The following is a 21,088-nucleotide window of genomic DNA, read 5'->3' on the forward strand; positions in this document are numbered from 1 at the left end:
AATGGCCAACACGGCAAACTACAATTGGCCTTTGCCGTCTCCATCCGGCATTCAGACGAATGAGGTCGCTAAAATTGCGACCTCATTCACGGCGATCGATGCCAAGATCAAGGCATTCGAGACTTCGTTTAGCAATCACAAGCACAACTTCGCCGAGTTGGAAGAAAAACCGACAACGCTCGGCGGCTACGGGATCACGGACGGCATGACCGCCGAAGCGGCTGCGCAGGCAATCAAAACGGCGGTTGACGACCTTATCAATGGTTCCGGGGCTGCGCTCGATACGCTGAAAGAGCTTGCCGACGCGCTCGGCAATGACCCGGAATTTGCGACCACCGTAGGCAACGCCTTGGGCGTCCGGGTCCGAGTTGATGCGGCACAAGCATTCACCTTGGCAGAAAAGGCGCAAGGCCGTTCCAATATCGACGCGCTCGGAATGGTCGACAAGGGAAAGGCTGACGGGGTCGCCAGCCTCGACAGCACCGGCAAGGTGCCTCCCTCTCAATTGCCAGCCCTTACAACGACAGCGACCGTCGGCGCGGCCATGGCCGGGGCCAACGGTAAAACGACGCCAGCGGATGGCGACTTTTTCGGCGGCGTTGAAGCTGGCGGTTCGACCATGTTCAAGACGACATGGGGCAACATCAAAACTGCCATTACGGCTATCGTGAATACCATTGTAAGCGGCAATATGGCCGGACGCGCATACCCCCGCCGCTCTGACGGCGTGGCTATGAATTTTTCGTGGTCTGGGCAAGGTGGTCAGCCGTCTTGGCTTTTTGGCGCGAATGAGCCGGGTACAGATGTTCGCGTCTACAACCCCGCCAATTTCAGCGTGAACTACGCCAGCAGCGCCAACTATGCGAATAGCGCAGGCAACGCAAATACTGTGGGCGGCTGGTCGCAAGGAACTATTGCGGATCAAGACAATTGGCGGGTGACCGACACTCGGTTTGCAGGGTGGGTGGAGCATCAAATGCAAAAGAACGAAGCATGGCACGCACCAAGTGGCTACGTTTTCACCTATGCGTCTCGTAATAGCGGCGACCAATACAATTTCGGTGCCCGTCAGCCGCAAATTTATATTCCCAATGCGGGTTGGCGAGCACTAGGAGGTTGGTAATGAAAATCTTCGGGAAGATGACAGAAGCGACCGAACGGGTTAAAATTCCACCTGTCCAAATCGGCGTGGATGACGACGGCGAACCGATCTTCGGACCGGAACAAGAATACCCCGTACGGATATTTCGCGATAAGAAGGGCGTAGACTGGTTTGACTTGGTCAAACAGTTTCCGCATCCTTATTATATTGCTGTCGATGATAATAAGCGTGTCATTTCGATGACTGACGATTTTCAGCAGTCGCAGATTGCCGCTTATACGCTGGTGGGTATTGATGCCGACTTCGGCTTCACGTTTGGCCCCGGTGGAACAGTCTACGGAGCAACTTGGACAGGCTCTGAAATCATCCGGCAGGCTGCGGAAAACGTGCCGGACGAAATAAGCCGTCGTCAATTCTTCCAGCAACTAGCGGTCACTGGAATTATAACGAACGCAGAAGCACTCGCGGCCATGAAATCAGGGGTAGTCCCACAGGCTTTGCAAGCGATCATAGATGCGTTGCCAACCGAACAAGCTCGGTTTAACGCCGAAATGCTTGTAATAGGTGCGGATACGTTCAACCGCTTGCATGCCCTCACTGAAACGGTCCGTCTGGCAATGCAATGGACCGAAGAACAGCGGGATAGTTTTTGGCTGGAAGCTTCTAAGCTTTAGTCGAATAGGGTCTATTTTCGATTGAAATGTGAAGTGGCCGCAGTTATTTAAGCTTTGCTTATTGGGGGCTTTCATGGACGGTTCAAACTTCGCATCGGCGTTGCCTATTGTTATGGCAGCGTCAGACGAGCGCTACTTTCGTAAACATGCAGTTGGATTTGCAAAGTCAGCACTTGCGGCGGGTCACAATGTTCATTTGGTTGTGTCACCTGCGCCGGGGCCGGGGCTTCCGAAGCGTGCAAGGCAGATAGAAAAGGACGTCGTTACGCCCTTTCTTGCTCGATTTGCAGCATCTGAAATTGCCCGCTTGGTTGTTGAAGTGGTCGAGAACCCTCGCGCTACAGCAGAAATGACAGACAGCGAGGCCGTGGTTTTTTATCAATCGCTTCGTTTCTTCTATCTTCCATCGCTTCTTCGAAACTACTGCCGACCGATTGTTGTCCTCGACATTGACAGTTTGGTTATGCAACCAATTCCTGCCAGACGTGACGCCGAAGTGGGGCTATACCTCCGGCTTGGCAATCAGAAGGGAAAGACTGACTTCGAACGCGAAGGAATGCAGGTTCTCGGAGCAATGGTCTATGCCGATCCGAAGGGCGCGTCTTTCTTTGATGAAGTCGGCGAATACCTCGACCGTAATCAAAGACGTTACTACATCGACCAACACGCGCTTTATCGCACGTACTTGGCTAATGAAGATGTGCGAATTTTTGACATCGCCGAAACAGGCTGGCTCGACTGGACCTTCAAACCCGGCGCGACGGTCTGGACTGCAAAAGGCAAAAAGAAGCGCAGAAATCTAACCTACGTGCGCGAACGATTGCGACTGGAAGGGCGTGGCGTTCTGGCCTCCGCCATTGTCTTGACGGGATACGCTCTTGGGTTGATACGCACTTAGAAAAAGAGCCGCCTCCGGGCGGCTTTTCTGTTTCCAACGACCGCCCTTGAGGCGGTTTTTTATGCCCGAAAGCCCGGCCATCGCGCCGGGCTTTTTGTTTTGCATTGCTCACAAAGGAGACTTGAGCATGAGCGATCCAACTTTCGGCCTGTCGATTACTCGCGTCGATAACGAACCACGGCCCGCAATTCTTACCGACATGTCGATTGTCGGTCTGGTATTCACCGCGCCCGAAGCCGACACGGCCGCCTTCCCTCTTAACCGCGTCGTGCAGTTCTATTCTGATGACATTGCCATGTTGGCGAAGATGGGGAAGACAGGGACCGGCCCGATTGCAGTCGAGCTTATCAATCAGCAGCTTGGCGAGTTTCAGGCCTCGGCAACCATCATCGGCGTTCGTGTGGAAGCTGGCGCAAACGCCACCGAAACGATTGTCAACCTGCGGGGCGATATCAACAGCCGTACCGGCATGTATGCTCTTCTTAACGCAGGCGCAGAGCTTGGCCTTACGCCACGCCTTATCTGCGTTCCCGGGTTTACTTCGCAGATGACCGGCATTGTTAGCGGCGTGACCGTCGACACGGCAGGAACCGGCTATGTCGTGGGCGATGCAGTTACCGCGACGGGCGGCGGTGGAAGTGGCTTCACTGCCGAAGTCTCGGCGATTGGCGCAGGCGGCGCAATTACTGCCGTCACCATCACCAATGGCGGAACGGGCTTCACCTCGGCCCCAACGCTGGCAGTGACTTCGACCGCAGGCGAAAACGCCGCCCTCACGGCAACCGTCGACACGGCGAGCAATGCGATTATTGCGGGCCTGCCGACGCTTCTGGACCGGCTTCTCGCCGTGGCCGTTGTTGACGGCCCGTCGACCGATCAGACGGCGGCATTTGCTTGGCGTGCGAGCATCCAGTCGGAACGCATCATTCCGGTTGATAGTGGCGTCAAATACATGAACGACGAAGGCGAGGTCGTCGTCGTTCCCGCCTCGCCTGCAATTATCGGTGTTGCGGTTCGCCGGGATCACGAGTTCCAAGGGCGGCCGTTCCATTCTTGGGCCAACCAGCCGATTTACGGGATCGTCGGGCCGTCGCGGCCGATTGAGTTTTCGATCCTCGACGGGGCGACGGAAGGTCAGCAGCTTTTGGCGAAGAACATCGGCGTTATCGTCCGGGGCGAAAGTTCCGACGGCGCTATCGCCGACGGCGGATATGTCTATGTCGGTACGGATACTTGTTCGGAAGATACGCTTTGGCGTTTCTACAATCAGGTGCGCGGCCGCGATTATATCCACCTGATGTTCATCAAGACGCTTCGCTATTTCCTCGGCCGTCGCAACATTGATCGCGGGACAATCGAAGACATTCTCGCAACGATGAAGGGCGGACTTCGCGACATTCAGGCTACCGGCGACCTCCTCGGCTTCCGCGTCGGCTTCAATAAGAACGCGAACAGTCCGGAACAGCTTCGCCTTGGTCGCTTCACTGTGGCGTTTCAGGCGGAGGAGCCGCCCGTCCTTCGCTACATCGGCATTCAGTCGGCGCGCTATCGCCCGGCGCTCGATGCCCTCCTCGACGACCTGCTTACGAGCCTCGACGTCGCAGCTTAACCCGGTTCGCGCGGCGGCTTTGGCCGCCGTTGTTCCCTCTTGTTCCTCGATTTCGGAGAAATCAACAATGTCGAACATTTACATCATGGAGGCTGCGAACCTTTTCGTCGGCGACCACGATCCGAAGAACTCCAAATTCCTTACTCTTGAGGAATTGAAGCTCTCCGACTTGCAGGAGACGCTTGTCGATCACACGCCGGGCGGCGGCAAAGTTGGCGTTGAGTTCGCCGTCGGCGTCCAGAAGCTTGAACCTACGTTCAAGCTCAAGGGTTGGGACGCTCCTCTCCTGCGGGACTTTGGCCTCGGAACGACAAAGCGGAAGGTATTCACTGCCTACGGCATCGTGCGAGACAAAAAGACGGGCGACGCGCTGGAAGCAAAAGCAATCATGGAAGGACGCCTTTCCAAGGTTGCGCCCGAAGCGTTCAAGCGCGGCGAAACGATGGGGCATGATTATTCCATCAACGAAGTGCTGCACTACGAAGTTTTCTTCGACGGCAAGGAAGAATTCTATTGGGATTTCTTCACAAACACGCTTCGGCAAGGTGGCGTCGATCCCGATCCGGACTTCAACAATATCCTGCGTATCAGCAACGGCGGGTAACCGCTGAATAGCTTCCCCTCCCCGGCCCGCTCTCATGCGGGCCTTTTTTTTTCTGTTTCAGGTTCCCAAATGACAAAGCACACGCTCCAATACCCGATCGAAATCAACGGCTCGACCGTATCGTCGGTTACGATCCGCAGGCCGAAAGGCGGCGACATGGTCGTTATCGGTGACGACGTCGCTCACCTGATGCGCTTCTATTCGTCGAATGCTAAGGCGGCCCAAGAAATCAACAACGCTCAGGTGGCCGCAGAGCTTTCCGGTTCCGAGCCTGATTTCGACAAGATCGCATCGAAGATGACGCCGCCAGACAGCCGCGTCTATACGGCAATGGTTGCCATCGTCGGCCGTTTGACAGGGATCGGTGAAGCCGCCGAGGAACTGGACGTCGCCGACCTTCAAGATATCGCTGCGAAGGCGCTCAACACGGGGGAAGCTCCGGGGCGTGGGGCGGCGACGAATGGCGTCGAGCAATAGCTCTCGTTGCCAACGCTACCAACACGCCCCTGACGTTCTTTCTCGACCTCCCCGTCGGTGAACTTCTCGACTGGCTTGAAACGGCATCGAAACTACCCCCGAGGCGTATCTAAATGGCAAATCTTACTTCCGTTCTCACGGTTCGGCTGATCGATGCCGTTGCCGGACCCGCTCGCGCGGCGGCGAACTCAATTCGGGGCATCGGCAATGCCGTTGACAGCACGAACGCGCGCCGCCTCGCCATTGGCGGGGCGGTTAGCACAATGGTTTCCGACGTTGGCAAGCAAACGCAAATCCTAAAGCGGAACCTTCACAGCATGACCACCGGGCTTTCAATGCCCGCTGGTTTCTTGACGTTCTTTGGCGCGCGCGCCGTTTATGACTTCGAAAAGACGTCGAACGCTCTGCAAGCTGTTACCGACATAACGGATGAACAGCGCAAATCTATCCAAAGCTACGCGAAGGAACTCAACGAGCTTTTCCCGGCCACAAATTCGGAAATCATGAAGGGCGCTTATGAACTCGGCCGAGCCGGGTTCAAATATGATCAAATCATGGGTTCCATGAAGGGCATGCTAAACCTCGCGCTGGCTGGCGACATTGCGATCAAGGAAAGTTCCGATATCGCGACGAACATTTTGACTGCGATGCGCCTTCCAATGAAGACGGTCGAGCAAGCATCGGACAGCTTGACCCGCGTCAATGACGCCCTCGCCTATTCCGCGTCGAACTCGAACACCGACGTCCGCATGATGGGCGAAACATTCAAGTACGTCGGCCCGATGGCCGCCGCTGCGGGACTGTCAATCGAACAAGTCGCGGCCGCTTCTATGGTCATGGCTCGAAACGGCATCCGCGCAAGCGAGGCGGGCGTCGCAATGCGATCCGCACTCGTGCGCATGGTTCGGCCGACAAAGCCAATGCTGCAAGCTCTTGGCCGCCTCAATGTGGACATTGACAAGTTCGTAAAGGGCGGACGACAGATTAGCGCTCAAGACGTGGTTTCCTCGCTTGCAATCGACGGCATTGATGCAAGCTCATTCTCGAAACAGATTGAGCAAGTTCTCAACGATCCGAGCCTAAATACATCATTGAGCAAGCTCTCGGCCAAACTCGCCGAAATCATCGGCGGCGACGGCACGGCCGTCGACAAGTCGAAGCTCGCCGAAACGATTACGGACGTTCTTACGGCCGCCGGGTCGGAAGTGGACTTTTTCGGGTTCATTCGCGCCCTACGCGAAAAGGGTGCCGACCTTGGCGACATTGCACGCATCTTCGATGCTCGACAGGGGTCGCGTTTGATTACACTTCTTGCGGGTGACCTCGATAAGGCTTTGGCCGACGTCGAGAAGAACGCCAAGGGCGCAACTGACCGCATGGCTAAAACGATGATGAAAGGCATCGTCGGAGATTGGGCCGAGTTCGAAGCGTCGGTCGAAAATCTATTTGTGTCGATTGCGGAAAGCGGCGTCCTGAAAACCGCGTCCGAAGCTTTCAAACTTGCCGCTGACGGGTTGAAGTCTCTCGCGCAGTCAAACCCAAAGCTCCTCGAATTCGGGACATACGCCCTGATGATTGCGGGTGTGCTCGGGCCGATCGCTCTTGTCGGCGGGGGCGTGATTTCGTTCTTCACGTCCCTTCTCGCAATGCTGTTGCTGGTGACGAAGATCGGGCGCGGCGCGCTTGGTGTTGCCGGTGCTGCGATGGGTATCTCCGGTGCCGCTGGCGCTACCGGAGCCGGAGTGGCTGCCGCAGGTGCGGCGGCGGGTGCTGGCGCAGCATCGAAGGGAAGCTCGCTTCTTGGCAAGGCTGCCAAGGGAGCCGGTATCATCGGCACCGCTTGGACTATCAAGGAAGTGCTCGACGCTGTTGATCCCGAGGGCAATCTTTGGGGCCTCACGAGCGGCATTGACGCGTGGATCGAAAGCAAGACCGGCATCAACCCGTCGAAGGTCGGCGGTAGTGAGCGGGTCGGCCCGGAAGCAACCGCCGAGGAAGGCCGGGCACATGACATTTCCGAATGGCAAGCCCGCCAAGCGGAAATCGACGCCCGACTTGCTCAAATCGAGAAGAACACCCACCCGGCCATGCGCGACATGCCGAACGTCGAGCGGGATAATTTGCAGACCGAGCGCTCTATGCTCGACCAGCAAATAAATGCGGCAATTCCGCAGGCGCAGCCTGCCGAGGCTGCGGCGGCCGCCAAGCAAACGATGGATGGATATAATTCCGCTCTTTCGACCGAACTGTCGGCCGCCGAACAGCAAATTGACGCGTTCATGGCGCGCATCAAGCAGAAGATGGCGACGACCCTTAGCCCGGTGATTTCACCACGCCTTGATACGTCGTCAATTTCGGGGCTTCACGCTGATATAGGAGTTGAATAATGCTTTTCCTTCTCGGCGCATTGTCTTTCGAGATTTGGCCGCTCAACCCCATCGGCACCGATAGCGAGAACGGCGGTGACTACGTCGAAAAGCCTGTAATGGGCCGACGTCCGCCTCTCGAATTTGTCGGCGAAGCTACAGAGAGTTTTTCGTTCTCGGCCGTGCTGTTCCCTGAAAAGCTTGGCGGCCTCGACAAACTCGACCAGCTTCACACCATCCGAAAAAGCGGCATTCCTCAATACCTCATGCGAGGCGACGGGAAGCCGCTCGGCTGGTTTGGCGTGACGGGCGTTAAGGAACAAGGTTCCTACCTTTCGGCGAAGGGTGTCGGGCAGCAAATCAACGTCGAAATCAGCTTGCTGCGGGGCGACGCTCCGCAAGATGCAGACTATTTCGCATCGGTAATAGGGATGCTGGAATGAGTTACCAAGGCAACGCGGAAACGATCGTCGTCAAAGGGGAAGCTATCACGCTTCCCCTTCTTGTTTGGCGACGCTTCAAAAGGCAGCCCACCGGCTTTGTTGAGCGCGTTCTCGACTTGAACCCTGGCATTGCTGACCTCGGCCCCTTCCTGCCGGTCGGAACCGAAATCCTGTTCCCGATCGATGCGCCTGAATTGCAGACGAAGGAACGAGACACCGTTCATCTTTGGGATTGATCGAATGACAACGAGCAAAAAGACCGAGTGCGTTGTCATTGTCGACGGGCGCGACATTTCCAGCGCTCTAATGCCCCGGCTCCTAAATCTGAATATCTCGGATAAAGCGGGTGCATCGAGTGACACGGTTCGCATCGACCTTGACGATGCGGACGGGAAAATCCTCCTCCCGAGCGAAGGCGTTTCTATCTCTGTTTCGCTTGGCACGGTCGGGAAAGGCGCAGGCGTTGCCTTTCGTGGCGTGGTTGATGAAGTTCGCTCGAAAGGCTCGCGGAGCGAGGGCCGAGTTCTGTCGATCAGCGGAAAAGGCTTCGACGCGCAGGGGAAGGCGAAGCAACAGCAAGAAAAACATTGGGACGAAGAGAAGCTCGGCGACGTTTTCGGCGAGGCGGCAAAGCTCGGCGGGATTGAAAGCGTTCGCGTCGACGAAGAACTCGCCTCGATCGTGCGGCCCTATTGGGCGATGCAATCGGAAAGTTTCATTCATTTTGGCGAACGTCTCGCGCGTGAAGTCGGCGGGACATTCAAAATCTCGAATGACGTTGCGATCCTTGCCAAACGCAACGGCGGCAAGTCGGCCGGCGGGAAACCGCTCGCTGTCATCAACGCGGCCTACGGCGACAATCTTATCGCTTGGGATATCGCACCCGTCACCGGCCGCCCTCGATACTCGAAAACTAAAACCCGTTGGTACGACGCCAAATCCGGCACGTGGAAAACGGAAGAAGTCGAGATTGAGGACGAAAAGGCCAAGGCCGAGTTTACCAGCCGTTACCCGGCCGGAGATGCTGCCGAGGCCAAGCGCTTATCAGAAAGCCGGAAGGCGGACAGCGAGCGCGCCAAGGGCGAAGGCTCGATCACGATCGACGGCAATGCCGATGCGCAGCCCGAGGGAACGGTCAATCTAAGCGGTTCGCGTCCCGGAATTGACGGAACGTATCGCATTGACACCGTCAATCATGACTTTTCGCGCTCGACGGGTTGGGTGACCCGCCTCGACGTCAAACAACCGCAAGGCGACGCGGGGAAGGACAAGCGCAAGTCCTCCAATAAAAGCCGCTCCGGCGGTCGGGCCGCACCGCCGTTATCTTCAACATCGAATAGCGGGCAGGCAGGCACGCCGTCCCTGTCAGGCAATCCCGACAGCAATATCGCTTAAGCGCCGCCGCTTCGGCGGCATCCTCACCGAAAGGAAATTGAATGACTACCGTGCTGACTATTCAGCGGCGGTTGGCTTCGCTCGGCTACAACCCGGGCGCGGCTGACGGCTTGATCGGCCCCAAAACGCTAACCGCAATCGATGCGGCCCTTACAGCCCTTGCAGGTAAAGGAACCGCTACGCCAAGCCCTGCGGTTCGCTTTTTGCCGGAAGAATGGCTCCCTTGGGCGCAGATGCAACGTGTCATCGTCCATTGGACGGCCGGAGCGAACAAAGCGAGCGCGGTCGATAAGGCTCATTATCATGTGCTTATCGAAGGCGACGGCACTCCGGTGAAGGGCGATCCGTCGATCGCTGCAAACCAAGCGCCGGTATCGTCCGGCTATGCCGCCCACACGTTGAATTGCAATAGCGGCTCGATTGGCCTGTCGCTCTGCGGCATGGCCGGTGCGGTCGAGAAGCCGTTCAACGCTGGCAAATATCCAATCACCCGGCAGCAATGGGAAGCGGCGATTAAGGCCGCTGCCGACCTATGCCGCCGCTACTCGATCCCGGTCACCCCGTCGACCGTGCTTTCGCACGCCGAAGTGCAGCGCACGCTTGGCATCCAACAGCGGGGGAAATGGGACATTGCGATCTTGCCGTTTGAGCCTTCGCTCAACACGGCCGCTAAGGTCGGCGACGCATTCCGCGCCGCCGTCAAAACCATCCTCTAACCGAAGGAGAATTCGGAATGAGATTTTTTTCTATGATCGGCGTGGCCGTGTGCGCGGTTGCGGCTCTTGCCCTCGCGCTCCCGGCCGTTGCGACGGCCGAGGCCGCATCGTCACCGCCTGGCTTTTTTGAAAGCGTGAACCCGCTTCTCTTTAACCTCGTGTCGGCTGCGATCGCCGTCGGCGTGGGCTACGCGATCAAGCGGTTTACCGATTGGACCGGGATCGCAATCGAGGCGAAGCATCGAGAGGCGCTTCAATCGGCTCTCGAAAACGCCGCTCGGCTCGCAATCGGGCATCTGGAAAGCAAGCTGGTTGGCAAACCTGTCGACCGAAGTAATCCGGCCCTCTTGGCTGCGACAAAATACGTTCGGCAATCGGTCCCCGATGCGGTCGGCTTCTTCAAGCTGACGGACGATAAGATTACCGACCTTATCAGTCCTAAACTCATTCCGAAGGCGTAGCGCCAATGACTGCGACCCTTCTCGGCATTCTCACGGGGGCGGCTGCAATAGCCGCCCTTTTCTACAAGGCGTTTTCTGCGGGCAAACGGGTGCAATCCGCCGAAGACTTAAGGGGCAAGGCGGATAGCTATGAAAAGGAAATCGAAAGGATTGGTCGCGCTGCCGATGCTCGCGCTTCTGCCGAGCGTAATGCTCGCGGCGGGATGCTCGATGACGAATGGACAAGGGATTAAGCAAGATGTGGACACGGACGCAGTTTGCGCAGTCTGGTTGCCGATCTCGTCGAGCAAGAGCGACACGGCGCAAACGAGGATCGAGGTTAAGGGCAACAATGCCGCCCGGAAAGAATGGTGCAATGTCGCTTCATGAATTCTTGACAAGCCTCGGCCTCAATCCGAACTTCATCGTTGCGGGCACTGCCGGCGGCTTCCTGCGGGCGCTATCCAGAAAGCAATTCAAAATCCGCGAAGTCGTGTTCTCGCCGATTTGCGGCGCTCTTGCGGCCGCTTATCTAACCGAGCCGATCATCCATTACGCCCGCATGATGAATTGGCCTATGCCGACCGACGGCGCGCCCGAGGCGACGAACAATGCGGCAGCCTTCCTTGTCGGCGTCATAGCAATGTGGATTACCGACATTCTGGCCGACCGCCTTTTGCGCTTTGTAAAATCGCGAGACAAAGAATAGAAAAAGCCCCGCTCGGTTAATCGCCGAGCGGGGCTTTTTTTGTTTTCCGGCTTTATCAGGCGTAAAACCGGCCGATCCTATGCGAAATCCGTTGTTTTTGGCGTGGTAGCGTATGGGGAGTTCGAACAGAACGGGCCTCCGCTACCATCGTTCTCCCTCTCCAGACATCTGTGTCAAATGCCTATAGCTTGACCGGCTATCGATGCGCTTTATGTTGTGCGCGTCATTATTTAACGTCGGCACATTCATGCAAATCATCGCTCTCGATCATGTTCAACTGGCAATGCCTGAAGGTCAGGAGCAGAAAGCGCGCGATTTTTATGGTTCGACCCTCGGCTTTGCGGAAGTTCCAAAGCCTGAGAATCTGGCGGCTCGCGGCGGTTGCTGGTTTGAGAATGGAGCAATCAGGCTTCATCTGGGCGTCGAACGCCCTTTCGCACCTGCGCGCAAGGCACACCCTGCATTTCTGGTCGATAACCTCCATGACACGATCGCGCATCTGACGCGAGCGGGCATCGAAACCATCGGGGATGAGCCGCTGCACGGTTATGAGCGTTGCTACATCCACGATCCGTTCGGCAATCGTATCGAATTGATGCAAAAGATAGCCTGACGGCGATGGCCATCAGGCTATAAGTTTTAATTCGCTGCAGCTGCGATGATGCGACAAAGCCCTTCGCGTACCACCGACTTGCTGGTCGCCTGCCCCGCCTGAATACTGAAGATCGCATCGACACGAGTGCCTTTACCCTGCGCCCGTGCAGTGACGCGCAAGGTCTGGATGCGACCCGATCCGGTTGTTTCCTGAAACGCGTCAATCGAAGCGAGCTGCTTGTTGATCTTGATGCCAGAAAAGCCTTCGGCTGCGACGGCTTGCGCCAGACGCTGCAAGGCGGTCGACGATTTCACACCGGCAAAGCTTTGTGTCGAGCGATAGCTAATCGCTGTTACGAGTGGAACACCCTCGGACTTGAAATTCTGTTCGCACGAAGCAGCAAAGCCTGCCCCGGTTGTCGCCAGGGTCAACAGACCCGTAAGCAGAAACACCCGCATTCATCTCTCCCTCAACTATATTAGACAGTTAGACTATTAAATCGTGGCAGCGGCTTCGCCAACGGGAAGTTGATGGCCATGCGGCAACACTTCACTGGATTGTGGCCGACGCAGCGACTATATCCGGCCCAAAGCCCGCTACCCGGCGAAAGGCAATCGACAAGCGATCATGACTGTTCTCATCAACCAGCCTCACCCGTCCATCGATCCGGTTTCAATCGAGAAACTGGTGGCCACTTTCTATGGACGCGCACGCGAGGATGAAGTCATCGGGCCGATCTTTGCCGATGCGGTTCATGATTGGGATCATCACATCGCACAGATCGCCGCGTTCTGGTCGTCGGTTATTCTCAAGACCGGCAATTATGAAGGCCGCCCCATGGCGCCACATCTGAAACTGGGACTCAAGAACGAACATTTCGACCGTTGGCTCGACCTTTTCGAGACAACCGCACGCGAAATCTTCCCGCCGGAAGCCGCGATCATTTTCATAGACCGGGCACGGCGCATTGCCGACAGTTTTGAAATGGCGATTGCTACCAATACGGGTCAGATTTCCGCACCACGGCATTCGCGCCGCCCTCTTTAACCAAAAGAGGACGCAACCTTTACGGGCAATGCCACCCATCTTGTCATCGAATATTTAACTATATAAGCACGTCCGCAGAATAGCCGGGCCGCAATTCAGTTGCGTCAATAGAAAATAAAGGCTTGCGGGAGCAGAATAAAGCCTGACGCACGATGGTGTGCTTGCGGATTAACTAATATTCGCAACATATCACTTGCATAAAGGGGCAGAATTTCGAACAGTTACCGCAGCTTTTTGAAAGCTCGATAGATCGTGTATCGCGTCAACCCAGACGTGAAGTTTCGACTTGAGCGGATATGCAGGGAGTTAAACTATGAATGAATCCATTCGCGAACTTTTGGCCAAGGTCGGCGGCCTGCCGGGCCCGGTGACGGACATCGCCGACGATGCCGACCTTTACAGCGCGGGCCTGTCCTCCTTTGCATCGGTCCAGCTCATGCTTGGCCTGGAAGACAAGTTCGACATCGAATTTCCAGACCAGTATCTCAATCGCAAATCTTTTGCGAGCATCAAGGCCATCGAACAGACGATCACCCAAATTCTCAAGGACAAAGAGGCCGCATAATGAATGCCGGGGCGGGAAACAGTCTTTCAGAGCGCGTGGGCCGCGTTGCGGCCATAGCGGGTAAATTTTCCGATAGCGTCGATAAGGAAGGCCGCTTCCCGTGTGAAGCAATCGATGCGATGAAGGCCGAAGGTCTGCTGGGCATTCAGGTGCCGAGCGAATTCGGCGGCGAGAGTGCAGAGATCGACCAGATTGCAGAACTGTGCTGTGTTCTTGGTCAGTCTTGCGCATCGAGCGCAATGATTTTCGCCATGCATCACATCAAGCTTTCAAGTCTGGTGGAGCACGGCCAGACGGTTGAATGGCACCGGGACTTCATGCGCAAGGTCGCAAAGGACCAGCTGCTGCTTGCTTCGGCTACGACCGAAGGCGGCATTGGCGGCGATCTGCGCAACTCGATCTGCGCCATCGAGGTCGAAGGTGATATCTGCCGTCTGGAAAAGAACGCCACCGTCATTTCCTATGGTACCTATGCGGATGCCATTCTGATCACATCGCGCTCCCACAAGGATGCCGCATCGTCGGATCAGGTGATGACCGTGTTCCTGAAGGACCAGTACACGCTCGAAAAGACCCATGACTGGGACACGCTCGGCATGCGTGGCACCTGCTCGGAAGGTTTTGTATTCCGTGGCGAGGCGGACAAGGTGCAGATCCTGCCGCATCCCTTTGCCGAAATCGCAGCCCAATCCATGCTGGCGCAGTCGCATACGCTGTGGAGTTCGCTCTGGTATGGCATCGCCGTCGATGCGGTCAACCGCGCGCAGGCATTCGTGCGCGCCGCAGCAAAGCGCAATCCGGGTGCGCCGCAGCCGGGCGCTCTGCGCGTAGCCGAAGCGTCCAACATGCTTCAGATGCTGAAATCCGAAATCGTCGCTTGCCTTAAGACCTATCGCGAAGCAAAGCACGATCCGGACAAGCTGGCCTCGATGGGCTTTGCGATTGCGATGAACAATCTCAAGATTGCCGCATCGCAGACGATCCTTCAGATCATCAATCATGCCATGCTGGTCTGCGGCATCATGGGCTACAAGAACGGTACGCCTTTCAGCCTCGGCCGCCATCTGCGTGACGCGCATTCGGCGCAGTTGATGATTTCCAACGAGCGCATCCTCGGCAATACAGCCACCATGCTGCTCATTCACAAACAGAACACCAGCCTTTTGGGGTAATTGCCATGGATGCTCAGAGATCATTTCTAGACCGGCTTTTCGATTCCGGTCTCCTGATCGACACCGGCGTGGAAGGCCTATACGGACGTTCCGGCCAGTTCGAAGATGTCATCCAGGCGTTTGAACGCCTGATCGACCGTACCGGAGGCAATGACGGCGCCGAAGCGATCCGCTTTCCACCCGGCATGAACCGCGCTTTTTCGAAAAAAGCGGCTACATGAAAAGCTTCCCGCAGCTGGCCGGCACCGTGCACAGCTTCTGTGGCTGCGAGCTTGACCACGTCAATCTCATCAAATGCATGGATGAAGGCACGGACTGGACGCTGGAGCAAAAAGCAACAGACATCGTGCTGACGCCTGCGGCCTGTTATCCGCTCTATCCGACTGTGGCCAAACGCGGACCGCTGCCGCAGGGCGGCGGGCTTTACGACCTGCAATCCTATTGCTTCCGTCATGAACCGTCGGTCGACCCTGCCCGCCAGCAGCTTTTCCGCATGCGGGAATATGTGCGCATGGGCACCGAAGCCGATGTGATGTCGTTCCGCCAGCTCTGGATCGACCGTGGCACTGAAATGATGAAGAAGGTCGGACTGCCGGTCGAAATCGACGTCGCCAACGACCCGTTCTTCGGACGCGCAGGCAAGTTGCTGGTCAACAACCAGCGCGACCAGAACCTGAAATTCGAGCTGCTGATCCCGATCACCAGCGTCGAAAAGCCGACCGCTTGCATGAGCTTTAACTATCATCAGGACCAGTTCGGCGTGAAATGGGGCCTCTCCCTCGATGACGGTGCGGTGGCGCACACGGCCTGCGTCGGGTTCGGACTGGAGCGCATCGCGCTGGCGCTCTTCCATCATCACGGTCTGGATGTTGAAATCTGGCCGGAAAACGTACGCAAGGAATTGTGGGGCTGATCACCACCATGCAGGCAGTTTTTCCGAACATCGCGCCCGACCGTTACACGCCGCACGCTTTGCATGCCCAGACGCGTATCTGGCCGGAAACCAACTGCTATGTCGATCTTTGGATCGAAGTGCTGGCAACATTGGGTGTCGCTCCGGAAGCCATGCTCGGTTTCACGCTGACACAGGATTTCGAGGGCGACCAGTTCACCTTCTTCAAGGTGCCGCTGGAAGACCTCGAAGCCCTTTATGGCGTGCGGGCGACGGAGCTTGCGATTTTCGACCGCGTGGAAAGCCATGTCGCCGAGCAGATCGCGCGCGGACGCCTCTGCATGATCGAAATGGACAGCTACTTCATGCCGGATACGCATGGCGTCAGCTATCGCACGGAACATGGCAAGACGACCATCGCCATCAACCGTATGGACGTCGAAAACCGCTTGCTGGACTATTTCCACAATGGCGGTTTCTATCATCTCGAAGGTGAGGATTTCGACGGTGTCTTCCAGCGTCATCTGACGGAAGCCGACCTGCCCTTCCTGCCCTATACGGAATTCGCCAAGTTTCCGAAGCATGTGCCGGATGAAGCGCATCAGCGACGCGTTGCCGAAATCCTTCTGCCCCGCCACTTTGCCCGCAGGCCGAAGGAAAACCCTATTCGTGCCTTTGCCAGCGTGTTTCCGGGACAGGTTGAAGCAATCGCGGAACGCCCGTTCGGCTTCTTCCATAAGTATGCATTCAACACGCTGCGCCAGCTCGGCGCGAATTTCGAACTCGCGGCAAGTCATTTCGACTGGCTCGGGCAAGGCAGGCGCTTTGCAACGGCCTCGGCAGATGCCTTGCAGATTGCGGAAACGGCAAAGGCTGTTCAGTTCCAGCTCGCCCGCGCCGTCATGCGCAAGAAATTCGACGCATTGGCCGGAACGCTACAACCGGCGGCAGATGCCTGGGATCGGTTGACGGCAGCGCTTGCAGCGGAACTTGGTCGCGATGCGGCTTGAACTAAACCCGACCAAACGACCGCTCTCGACCGGCTGGCGGCTTGCTGTCACCGGCCCGGATGCGGCGCAAACGCCGCATGATGCCAAGTCCAGTACGGCGATCAATGGTGCGCCGGTGCCCGGCACAGTGGCGGAAGCTCTGGAAAAATCGGGGCATTTCGACCGAAACAATCCCGTAGCGCTCGATAGCAGGCAAGCCTGGTATTTCCTTGATATCGAGGAGACACCCGGCCCCGCCACACTCCATTTTGGCGGGCTTGCCACGATTTGCGACATCTTTTTCAATGGCGAATTGCTGCTGCAAACCGACAGCATGTTTCTCGGCCATGATCTGCCCGTTACACTGACCGGCAAGGACGAGCTTGCCCTCTGTTTCCGCGCGCTCGCGCCTCGCCTCAGCCAAAAAGGCCCGCGTGCCCGCTGGCGCACGCAACTGATGAACACGCAAGGTCTGCGCCTCATTCGCACGACCGCGCTTGGCTATATGCCAGGCTGGTGCCCGGAAGTGCATGCCGTGGGTCCATGGCGTCCGATTTCCATCAGCCGTTCTGATACGGAGACCATATCCGACATCGCCATTCAGGCAAGACTGACAGAAACCGGCGATGGCGAACTTCAGGTCAGTTTTACCTATAGCGGCAAGGCCGAGGCACCCACTCTCCATTGCGCGGGGCAGCAGATCGCCTGCGAGCGCCAGACTGACAATCATTGGACGGCAAGGCTGACGCTTCCTAATATTGAACCATGGTGGCCACACACGCATGGCAATCCAACGCTTCACAACGTCGAACTTTCGCTCGACGGCGAACTACGCCTGCTGGGGCGCACTGGGTTCCGCCGCATCGAGGTCGATCGCGGACCGGACCGCAAGGGTTTTGCACTCAGGATCAATGGCGAGAAGGTTTTCTGTCGCGGCGCAGTATGGAGTTCTGCCGATATCGTCCGCCTTCCCGGCGCGCGCGACGATTACGAACCATGGCTGAAGCTCGCGCAGGAAGCGGGCATGAACATGCTGCGGCTGAGCGGCATCACTGCCTATGAGACACCAGATTTCTATGCGCTTTGTGACGAGCTGGGCATCATGGTGTGGCAGGACTTCATGTTTGCCAATTTCGACTATCCGGTAAAGGACGAAGCGTTTGTCGCAAAAGTGCAGGCCGAAGCTTCACAGCTTCTCACCGCTGTCAGGCATGCGCCTTCGCTGAGCATCCTCTGCGGCGGTAGCGAAATCTATCAGCAGGGCGCAATGATGGGCCTGCCGGAAGCGACTTGGAAAGGCCCGCTTACCGAGGAAATCCTGCCCGGTATCGCCGGTAAACTTTGCCCGAATATTCCCTATGTGCCGAACTCGCCCTGCGGTGGCGCCCTTCCCTTCATCAGCAATGAAGGCGTCAGCCATTACTATGGAGTCAGCGCTTATTGCCGTCCGCTGGACGATGCGCGGCGCGCGGAAGTACGCTTTGCGACCGAATGTCTGGCCTTCTCCAACGTGCCCGAAGCGCGCACGCTGAAAACCCATCTCGATGTACCCCCGGTTCACGATCCGCGCTGGAAAGCACGCGTGCCCCGCGACCGTGGTGTGTCCTGGGATTTCGAGGATGTGCGGGACGCCTATCTGGAGATGCTGTACGGCTATGATCCGGCACGGCTGCGGCGCGAGGATGTGGAACAGTATCTCCACCTTTCCCGCGCTGTTACGGCGGAAGTGATGGAAGCGACCTTCGCCGAGTGGAGACGACCGGGAAGCACCTGTTTCGGTGCACTTCTCTGGATGTTCCAAGACCTGCTGCCCGGTGCCGGTTGGGGCATGATTGATGCGACCGGCGAACCCAAAGCGTCATGGCATGGTTTGAAACGCGCCTTCCGTCCACAGCAGGTCGCCTTGACCGATGAAGGCGTCAATGGCCTCGCGATTCATGTTCTGAATGAGCAGGCAGAATCCGCTGATCTTTCGCTTGAATTGACCTGTTTGCGCGCCGGTTCGCAGCCGGTGGTTTCCGGCCGCCGTGTTCTTTCGATTGCCGGACGTTCAGCGATCACCATTGCCGCAACGGACTTGTTCGGCGCGTTCTTCGATGTCACTTACGCTTATCGTTTCGGCCCTCCGGCCCATGACGTGACCGTCGCGCGACTGAAGCGCAATGACATTACGATTGCCGAGGCATTCCACTTTCCGCTCGGACGAACAAAGGCATTTCACGACGCCACTATCGAAGTAGCTCCCATCGAAGAAAACGGAAACTGGTTCCTCGATCTGAAAACGCCGGTTCTGGCCCAATCTGTCAGCATCGATGCAGGTGACTGGCGGGCTGCCGAGAACTGGTTTCACCTTGCTCCCAACGAGACCAAACGCATCGCCCTTATTCCACGTAAGGCAACACTCGAAAAACCGTCTGGAGAAATCCGCATCGCCGGTTCGTCACGGATCGTCTGGTTCTAACCTCGCAAGGCCATTGCGCGGATCGCGCCGATATAAATCTCGCGCGAATGTTCCGGCGTCAGATTGTGATCGGCATCCGGAATGATGGCGACTGACGCATTGTCGAAGCCCTGCAGCTTGGCGCCCGCCTGATCAAAATAGAAATTGAAATGTTCGCGCCCGATATCCTTTTCGGCATAGACCAGCGCCAGCGGCACCTCACGCTGCTTCAATTCGTCAAAAGCCGAATAGACTGCCCGTCCTTCCACTGTGCGGCTGCGCAGAAGCTTGCGTGCAAGCCCGCGAATACGCCCGACAACCCCGCGCGAGATGTTACGCAGGATGGCACGGATATCCAGTTCACCGCGAAACAAGCGCTGGAATGTTTCGGCGCGGAGCGCGCGGCTGCCATAATCCTCCAGCGTGCGCTTGCCGTCGCGAACGGCATCTTCTACCGAGCGTCCCGGCGCCCAATAGAACGTCTCCGGATTGACGAGGACCGCACCGGAAATGCGCTCGTCTTTCAAGGCACTGTGGAATCCCAGAAAAGCACCGCTGCATCGTCCTGCGATAATGGGACGGCCCCAACCAATAGTGTCGAGATAGTCGAGTGCTTCGGCAACATCGGCCTCTGCCCCATTGGTATAAAGCACCTGTTCCGGCATCCCCGGATTGGGCGGGCTGTCGCCTGCATTCGCAATATCGAAGCGCAGTGATGCTATCCCTTCCCGCGCAAGCTTGCGCGCCATATCGACGGTCGTACGCCCCCACCCGACACGTCGATCATAGGCTGCGGAGAGAAACAGGACCGTCCTGCCGCGCCGCTCACCCACGGGTGCGCAGAGAACGCCTGAAAGGCGATTGCCGGAACCGAACGAGATAGGCGTTTCCACAAAACCGTCACCCGTCAAAGTGCCGCCGAGTGCCCTTTCATCCGGCTTGTTCTGCGCAGGCTGCGAACCTGCCAGACCTGCCGCCCAGTCGACAAGCCGGTCCGCGACTTCCAGCGGCAGGCGCGAGATGACCGGGTTCGAAATCAGCTTGTCGTAGTCGGTAAAAGCTTCAACCGTCACATCCGCGCCAAGCTTTTCCAGATGCGTTGCCAATTCGGCATCATTCGGACGGTCCATCCGCGCCAGCAAAAGGCATTGAGGCGCAGGCTTCGTCTCCAGCGACAGAAGATTGATCTTCTTTACATCGGCGGCCACTTCCGGCTGCATTGTCAGCGATGCGATGGAAACGCTGTTCTTGATCCTTTGCTCGTCCGTCAGGCCCAGATCGGCATCGACCATACTCGACCAGACGGCCAGTTCACGCGTGTAGAACCGCCCGGAAATGACCGGCGACAGAAGCGCCAACGCTGCGATGCCTTCGATCCGGACCGCAGTTTCGGCAGCAATCGCTGCACCAAGGCTCTGTCCAATGATGATAACGCGGCTTGCCCCGGACAGGTCACGCGCCTTCCGGGCAGCTTCAGCAAGCGTATTGCGCCAGAGCTCCAGCCCTTTGGAAAATTCGATGTCGTCGCGTCCATCGCCCGTACCGGGCCAATCGAAGCGGAAGGAGCCTATCCCCTGCACCGAAAGTCCGTCGGCGATAATGCGCCAGAATTTGCGTGTCGTGCAGAGCTCTTCCAGCCCCCAGGGGCTTGCGAACAAGACAACCGTATCAAGAGATGGGCCAACAGGGGCCTGATAAAGGCCCAGCGTGTCGCAGAAGACGACCGGACTGGCGGCAGACCGCACAACATTCGCCGGTTGCCTGTAGGATGTTTCGTTTTCCACCCTGTCGCCCATGCCTGATGCACCCCATCACAGAAATCACATCCTGCAATAATGGAAATCGCGCAAGGCACCAAGGATTTATCGCAGCGACTGCGAAAACGTGCCCCTGCCGTGCATCAAGCGCGGCAGGGTTGCAACAGGTAGAGCCCGTCTTCCAAAAGTGGAAGCTGC

Annotated in this window: 22 protein-coding genes and 1 pseudogene; 21 read left to right on the forward strand and 2 right to left on the reverse strand. The window is 57.3% G+C overall.

Annotation, left to right across the window (positions count from 1 at the left end; all coding sequences use genetic code 11):
* The first annotated feature begins 1 nt into the window (after position 1).
* The 15 genes from LJ361_RS18795 to LJ361_RS18865 all read left to right on the forward strand — a co-directional run bounded on the left by LJ361_RS18795 (position 2) and on the right by LJ361_RS18865 (position 12,046).
* Positions 2-1,123 (forward strand): hypothetical protein, encoded by a 1,122-nt coding sequence (locus LJ361_RS18795; RefSeq protein ID WP_259030123.1) that lies wholly within the window; start codon positions 2-4, stop codon positions 1,121-1,123.
* Complete coding sequence (locus tag LJ361_RS18800; RefSeq protein ID WP_259030124.1) at positions 1,123-1,776, forward strand: hypothetical protein; 654 nt, start codon at positions 1,123-1,125, stop codon at positions 1,774-1,776. Before LJ361_RS18795 ends, LJ361_RS18800 begins: the two co-directional genes overlap by 1 nt.
* 73 nt (positions 1,777-1,849) lie before the next feature.
* Positions 1,850-2,674 carry a hypothetical protein gene (locus LJ361_RS18805; RefSeq protein WP_259030125.1) on the forward strand — a complete coding sequence of 275 codons (825 nt, stop codon included), beginning with the start codon at positions 1,850-1,852 and terminating at the stop codon, positions 2,672-2,674.
* Positions 2,675-2,801: 127 nt separating this feature from the next.
* The gene (locus LJ361_RS18810) at positions 2,802-4,283 is read left to right on the forward strand and encodes a phage tail protein (RefSeq protein ID WP_259030126.1); all 1,482 of its coding nucleotides are present in this window, start codon (positions 2,802-2,804) and stop codon (positions 4,281-4,283) included.
* A gap of 67 nt (positions 4,284-4,350) precedes the next feature.
* A complete protein-coding gene (locus tag LJ361_RS18815; RefSeq protein ID WP_259030127.1) occupies positions 4,351-4,887 on the forward strand; it encodes a phage major tail tube protein in 537 nt (178 codons plus the stop codon).
* A gap of 69 nt (positions 4,888-4,956) precedes the next feature.
* Entirely contained in the window at positions 4,957-5,364 is a 408-nt protein-coding gene (locus LJ361_RS18820; RefSeq protein ID WP_192798893.1) for a phage tail assembly protein, read from the forward strand.
* Positions 5,365-5,477: 113 nt separating this feature from the next.
* Positions 5,478-7,751 carry a phage tail tape measure protein gene (locus tag LJ361_RS18825; RefSeq protein ID WP_259030128.1) on the forward strand — a complete coding sequence of 758 codons (2,274 nt, stop codon included), beginning with the start codon at positions 5,478-5,480 and terminating at the stop codon, positions 7,749-7,751.
* Positions 7,751-8,173, forward strand: coding sequence for a phage tail protein (locus tag LJ361_RS18830; RefSeq protein ID WP_259030129.1), 423 nt, complete (start codon positions 7,751-7,753; stop codon positions 8,171-8,173). Before LJ361_RS18825 ends, LJ361_RS18830 begins: the two co-directional genes overlap by 1 nt.
* Complete coding sequence (locus LJ361_RS18835; RefSeq protein WP_138785361.1) at positions 8,170-8,409, forward strand: tail protein X; 240 nt, start codon at positions 8,170-8,172, stop codon at positions 8,407-8,409. Before LJ361_RS18830 ends, LJ361_RS18835 begins: the two co-directional genes overlap by 4 nt.
* 4 nt (positions 8,410-8,413) lie before the next feature.
* The gene (locus LJ361_RS18840; protein WP_259030130.1) at positions 8,414-9,568 is read left to right on the forward strand and encodes a phage late control D family protein; all 1,155 of its coding nucleotides are present in this window, start codon (positions 8,414-8,416) and stop codon (positions 9,566-9,568) included.
* A 41-nt stretch (positions 9,569-9,609) separates the two neighbouring features.
* Positions 9,610-10,284, forward strand: coding sequence for an N-acetylmuramoyl-L-alanine amidase (locus tag LJ361_RS18845; protein WP_264812089.1), 675 nt, complete (start codon positions 9,610-9,612; stop codon positions 10,282-10,284).
* A gap of 17 nt (positions 10,285-10,301) precedes the next feature.
* Entirely contained in the window at positions 10,302-10,745 is a 444-nt protein-coding gene (locus tag LJ361_RS18850) for a hypothetical protein (RefSeq protein ID WP_138785364.1), read from the forward strand.
* A gap of 5 nt (positions 10,746-10,750) precedes the next feature.
* The gene (locus LJ361_RS18855) at positions 10,751-10,978 is read left to right on the forward strand and encodes a hypothetical protein (RefSeq protein ID WP_063881995.1); all 228 of its coding nucleotides are present in this window, start codon (positions 10,751-10,753) and stop codon (positions 10,976-10,978) included.
* Between the two features lie 122 nt (positions 10,979-11,100).
* Entirely contained in the window at positions 11,101-11,433 is a 333-nt protein-coding gene (locus LJ361_RS18860; protein ID WP_151657818.1) for a hypothetical protein, read from the forward strand.
* Between the two features lie 247 nt (positions 11,434-11,680).
* Positions 11,681-12,046 (forward strand): VOC family protein, encoded by a 366-nt coding sequence (locus LJ361_RS18865; protein ID WP_010659548.1) that lies wholly within the window; start codon positions 11,681-11,683, stop codon positions 12,044-12,046.
* Between the two features lie 26 nt (positions 12,047-12,072).
* Here LJ361_RS18865 and LJ361_RS18870 read toward each other — a convergent pair whose 3' ends face one another.
* On the reverse strand, positions 12,073-12,486 hold the full coding sequence (locus LJ361_RS18870; protein WP_010659547.1) for a hypothetical protein: 414 nt from the start codon (positions 12,484-12,486) through the stop codon (positions 12,073-12,075).
* A 169-nt stretch (positions 12,487-12,655) separates the two neighbouring features.
* Here LJ361_RS18870 and LJ361_RS18875 point away from each other — a divergent pair, with 169 nt between their 5' ends.
* From LJ361_RS18875 to LJ361_RS18900, 6 genes and pseudogenes are all read left to right on the forward strand, one after another.
* A complete protein-coding gene (locus tag LJ361_RS18875) occupies positions 12,656-13,075 on the forward strand; it encodes a group III truncated hemoglobin (protein WP_010659546.1) in 420 nt (139 codons plus the stop codon).
* 313 nt (positions 13,076-13,388) lie between these two features.
* The gene (locus tag LJ361_RS18880) at positions 13,389-13,640 is read left to right on the forward strand and encodes an acyl carrier protein (protein ID WP_006467457.1); all 252 of its coding nucleotides are present in this window, start codon (positions 13,389-13,391) and stop codon (positions 13,638-13,640) included.
* Positions 13,640-14,812: an acyl-CoA dehydrogenase family protein gene (locus LJ361_RS18885; protein ID WP_010659545.1), complete on the forward strand. Its 1,173-nt coding sequence runs from the start codon at positions 13,640-13,642 to the stop codon at positions 14,810-14,812. Before LJ361_RS18880 ends, LJ361_RS18885 begins: the two co-directional genes overlap by 1 nt.
* Before the next feature lie 5 nt (positions 14,813-14,817).
* Positions 14,818-15,725, forward strand: a pseudogene (locus tag LJ361_RS18890) (amino acid--[acyl-carrier-protein] ligase).
* A gap of 8 nt (positions 15,726-15,733) precedes the next feature.
* Positions 15,734-16,714: a DUF1839 family protein gene (locus LJ361_RS18895; protein WP_029376049.1), complete on the forward strand. Its 981-nt coding sequence runs from the start codon at positions 15,734-15,736 to the stop codon at positions 16,712-16,714.
* The gene (locus LJ361_RS18900; protein ID WP_010659542.1) at positions 16,704-19,154 is read left to right on the forward strand and encodes a glycoside hydrolase family 2 protein; all 2,451 of its coding nucleotides are present in this window, start codon (positions 16,704-16,706) and stop codon (positions 19,152-19,154) included. Before LJ361_RS18895 ends, LJ361_RS18900 begins: the two co-directional genes overlap by 11 nt.
* On the opposite strand, the gene LJ361_RS18905 is transcribed toward LJ361_RS18900, so the two are convergent.
* A complete protein-coding gene (locus tag LJ361_RS18905; protein WP_010659541.1) occupies positions 19,151-20,929 on the reverse strand; it encodes an alpha/beta fold hydrolase in 1,779 nt (592 codons plus the stop codon). The genes LJ361_RS18900 and LJ361_RS18905 overlap by 4 nt on opposite strands.
* Positions 20,930-21,088: the final 159 nt, after the last annotated feature.

Origin of the sequence: Brucella sp. JSBI001 (assembly GCF_026014005.1) — a bacterium.
GTDB lineage: Bacteria > Pseudomonadota > Alphaproteobacteria > Rhizobiales > Rhizobiaceae > Brucella > Brucella anthropi.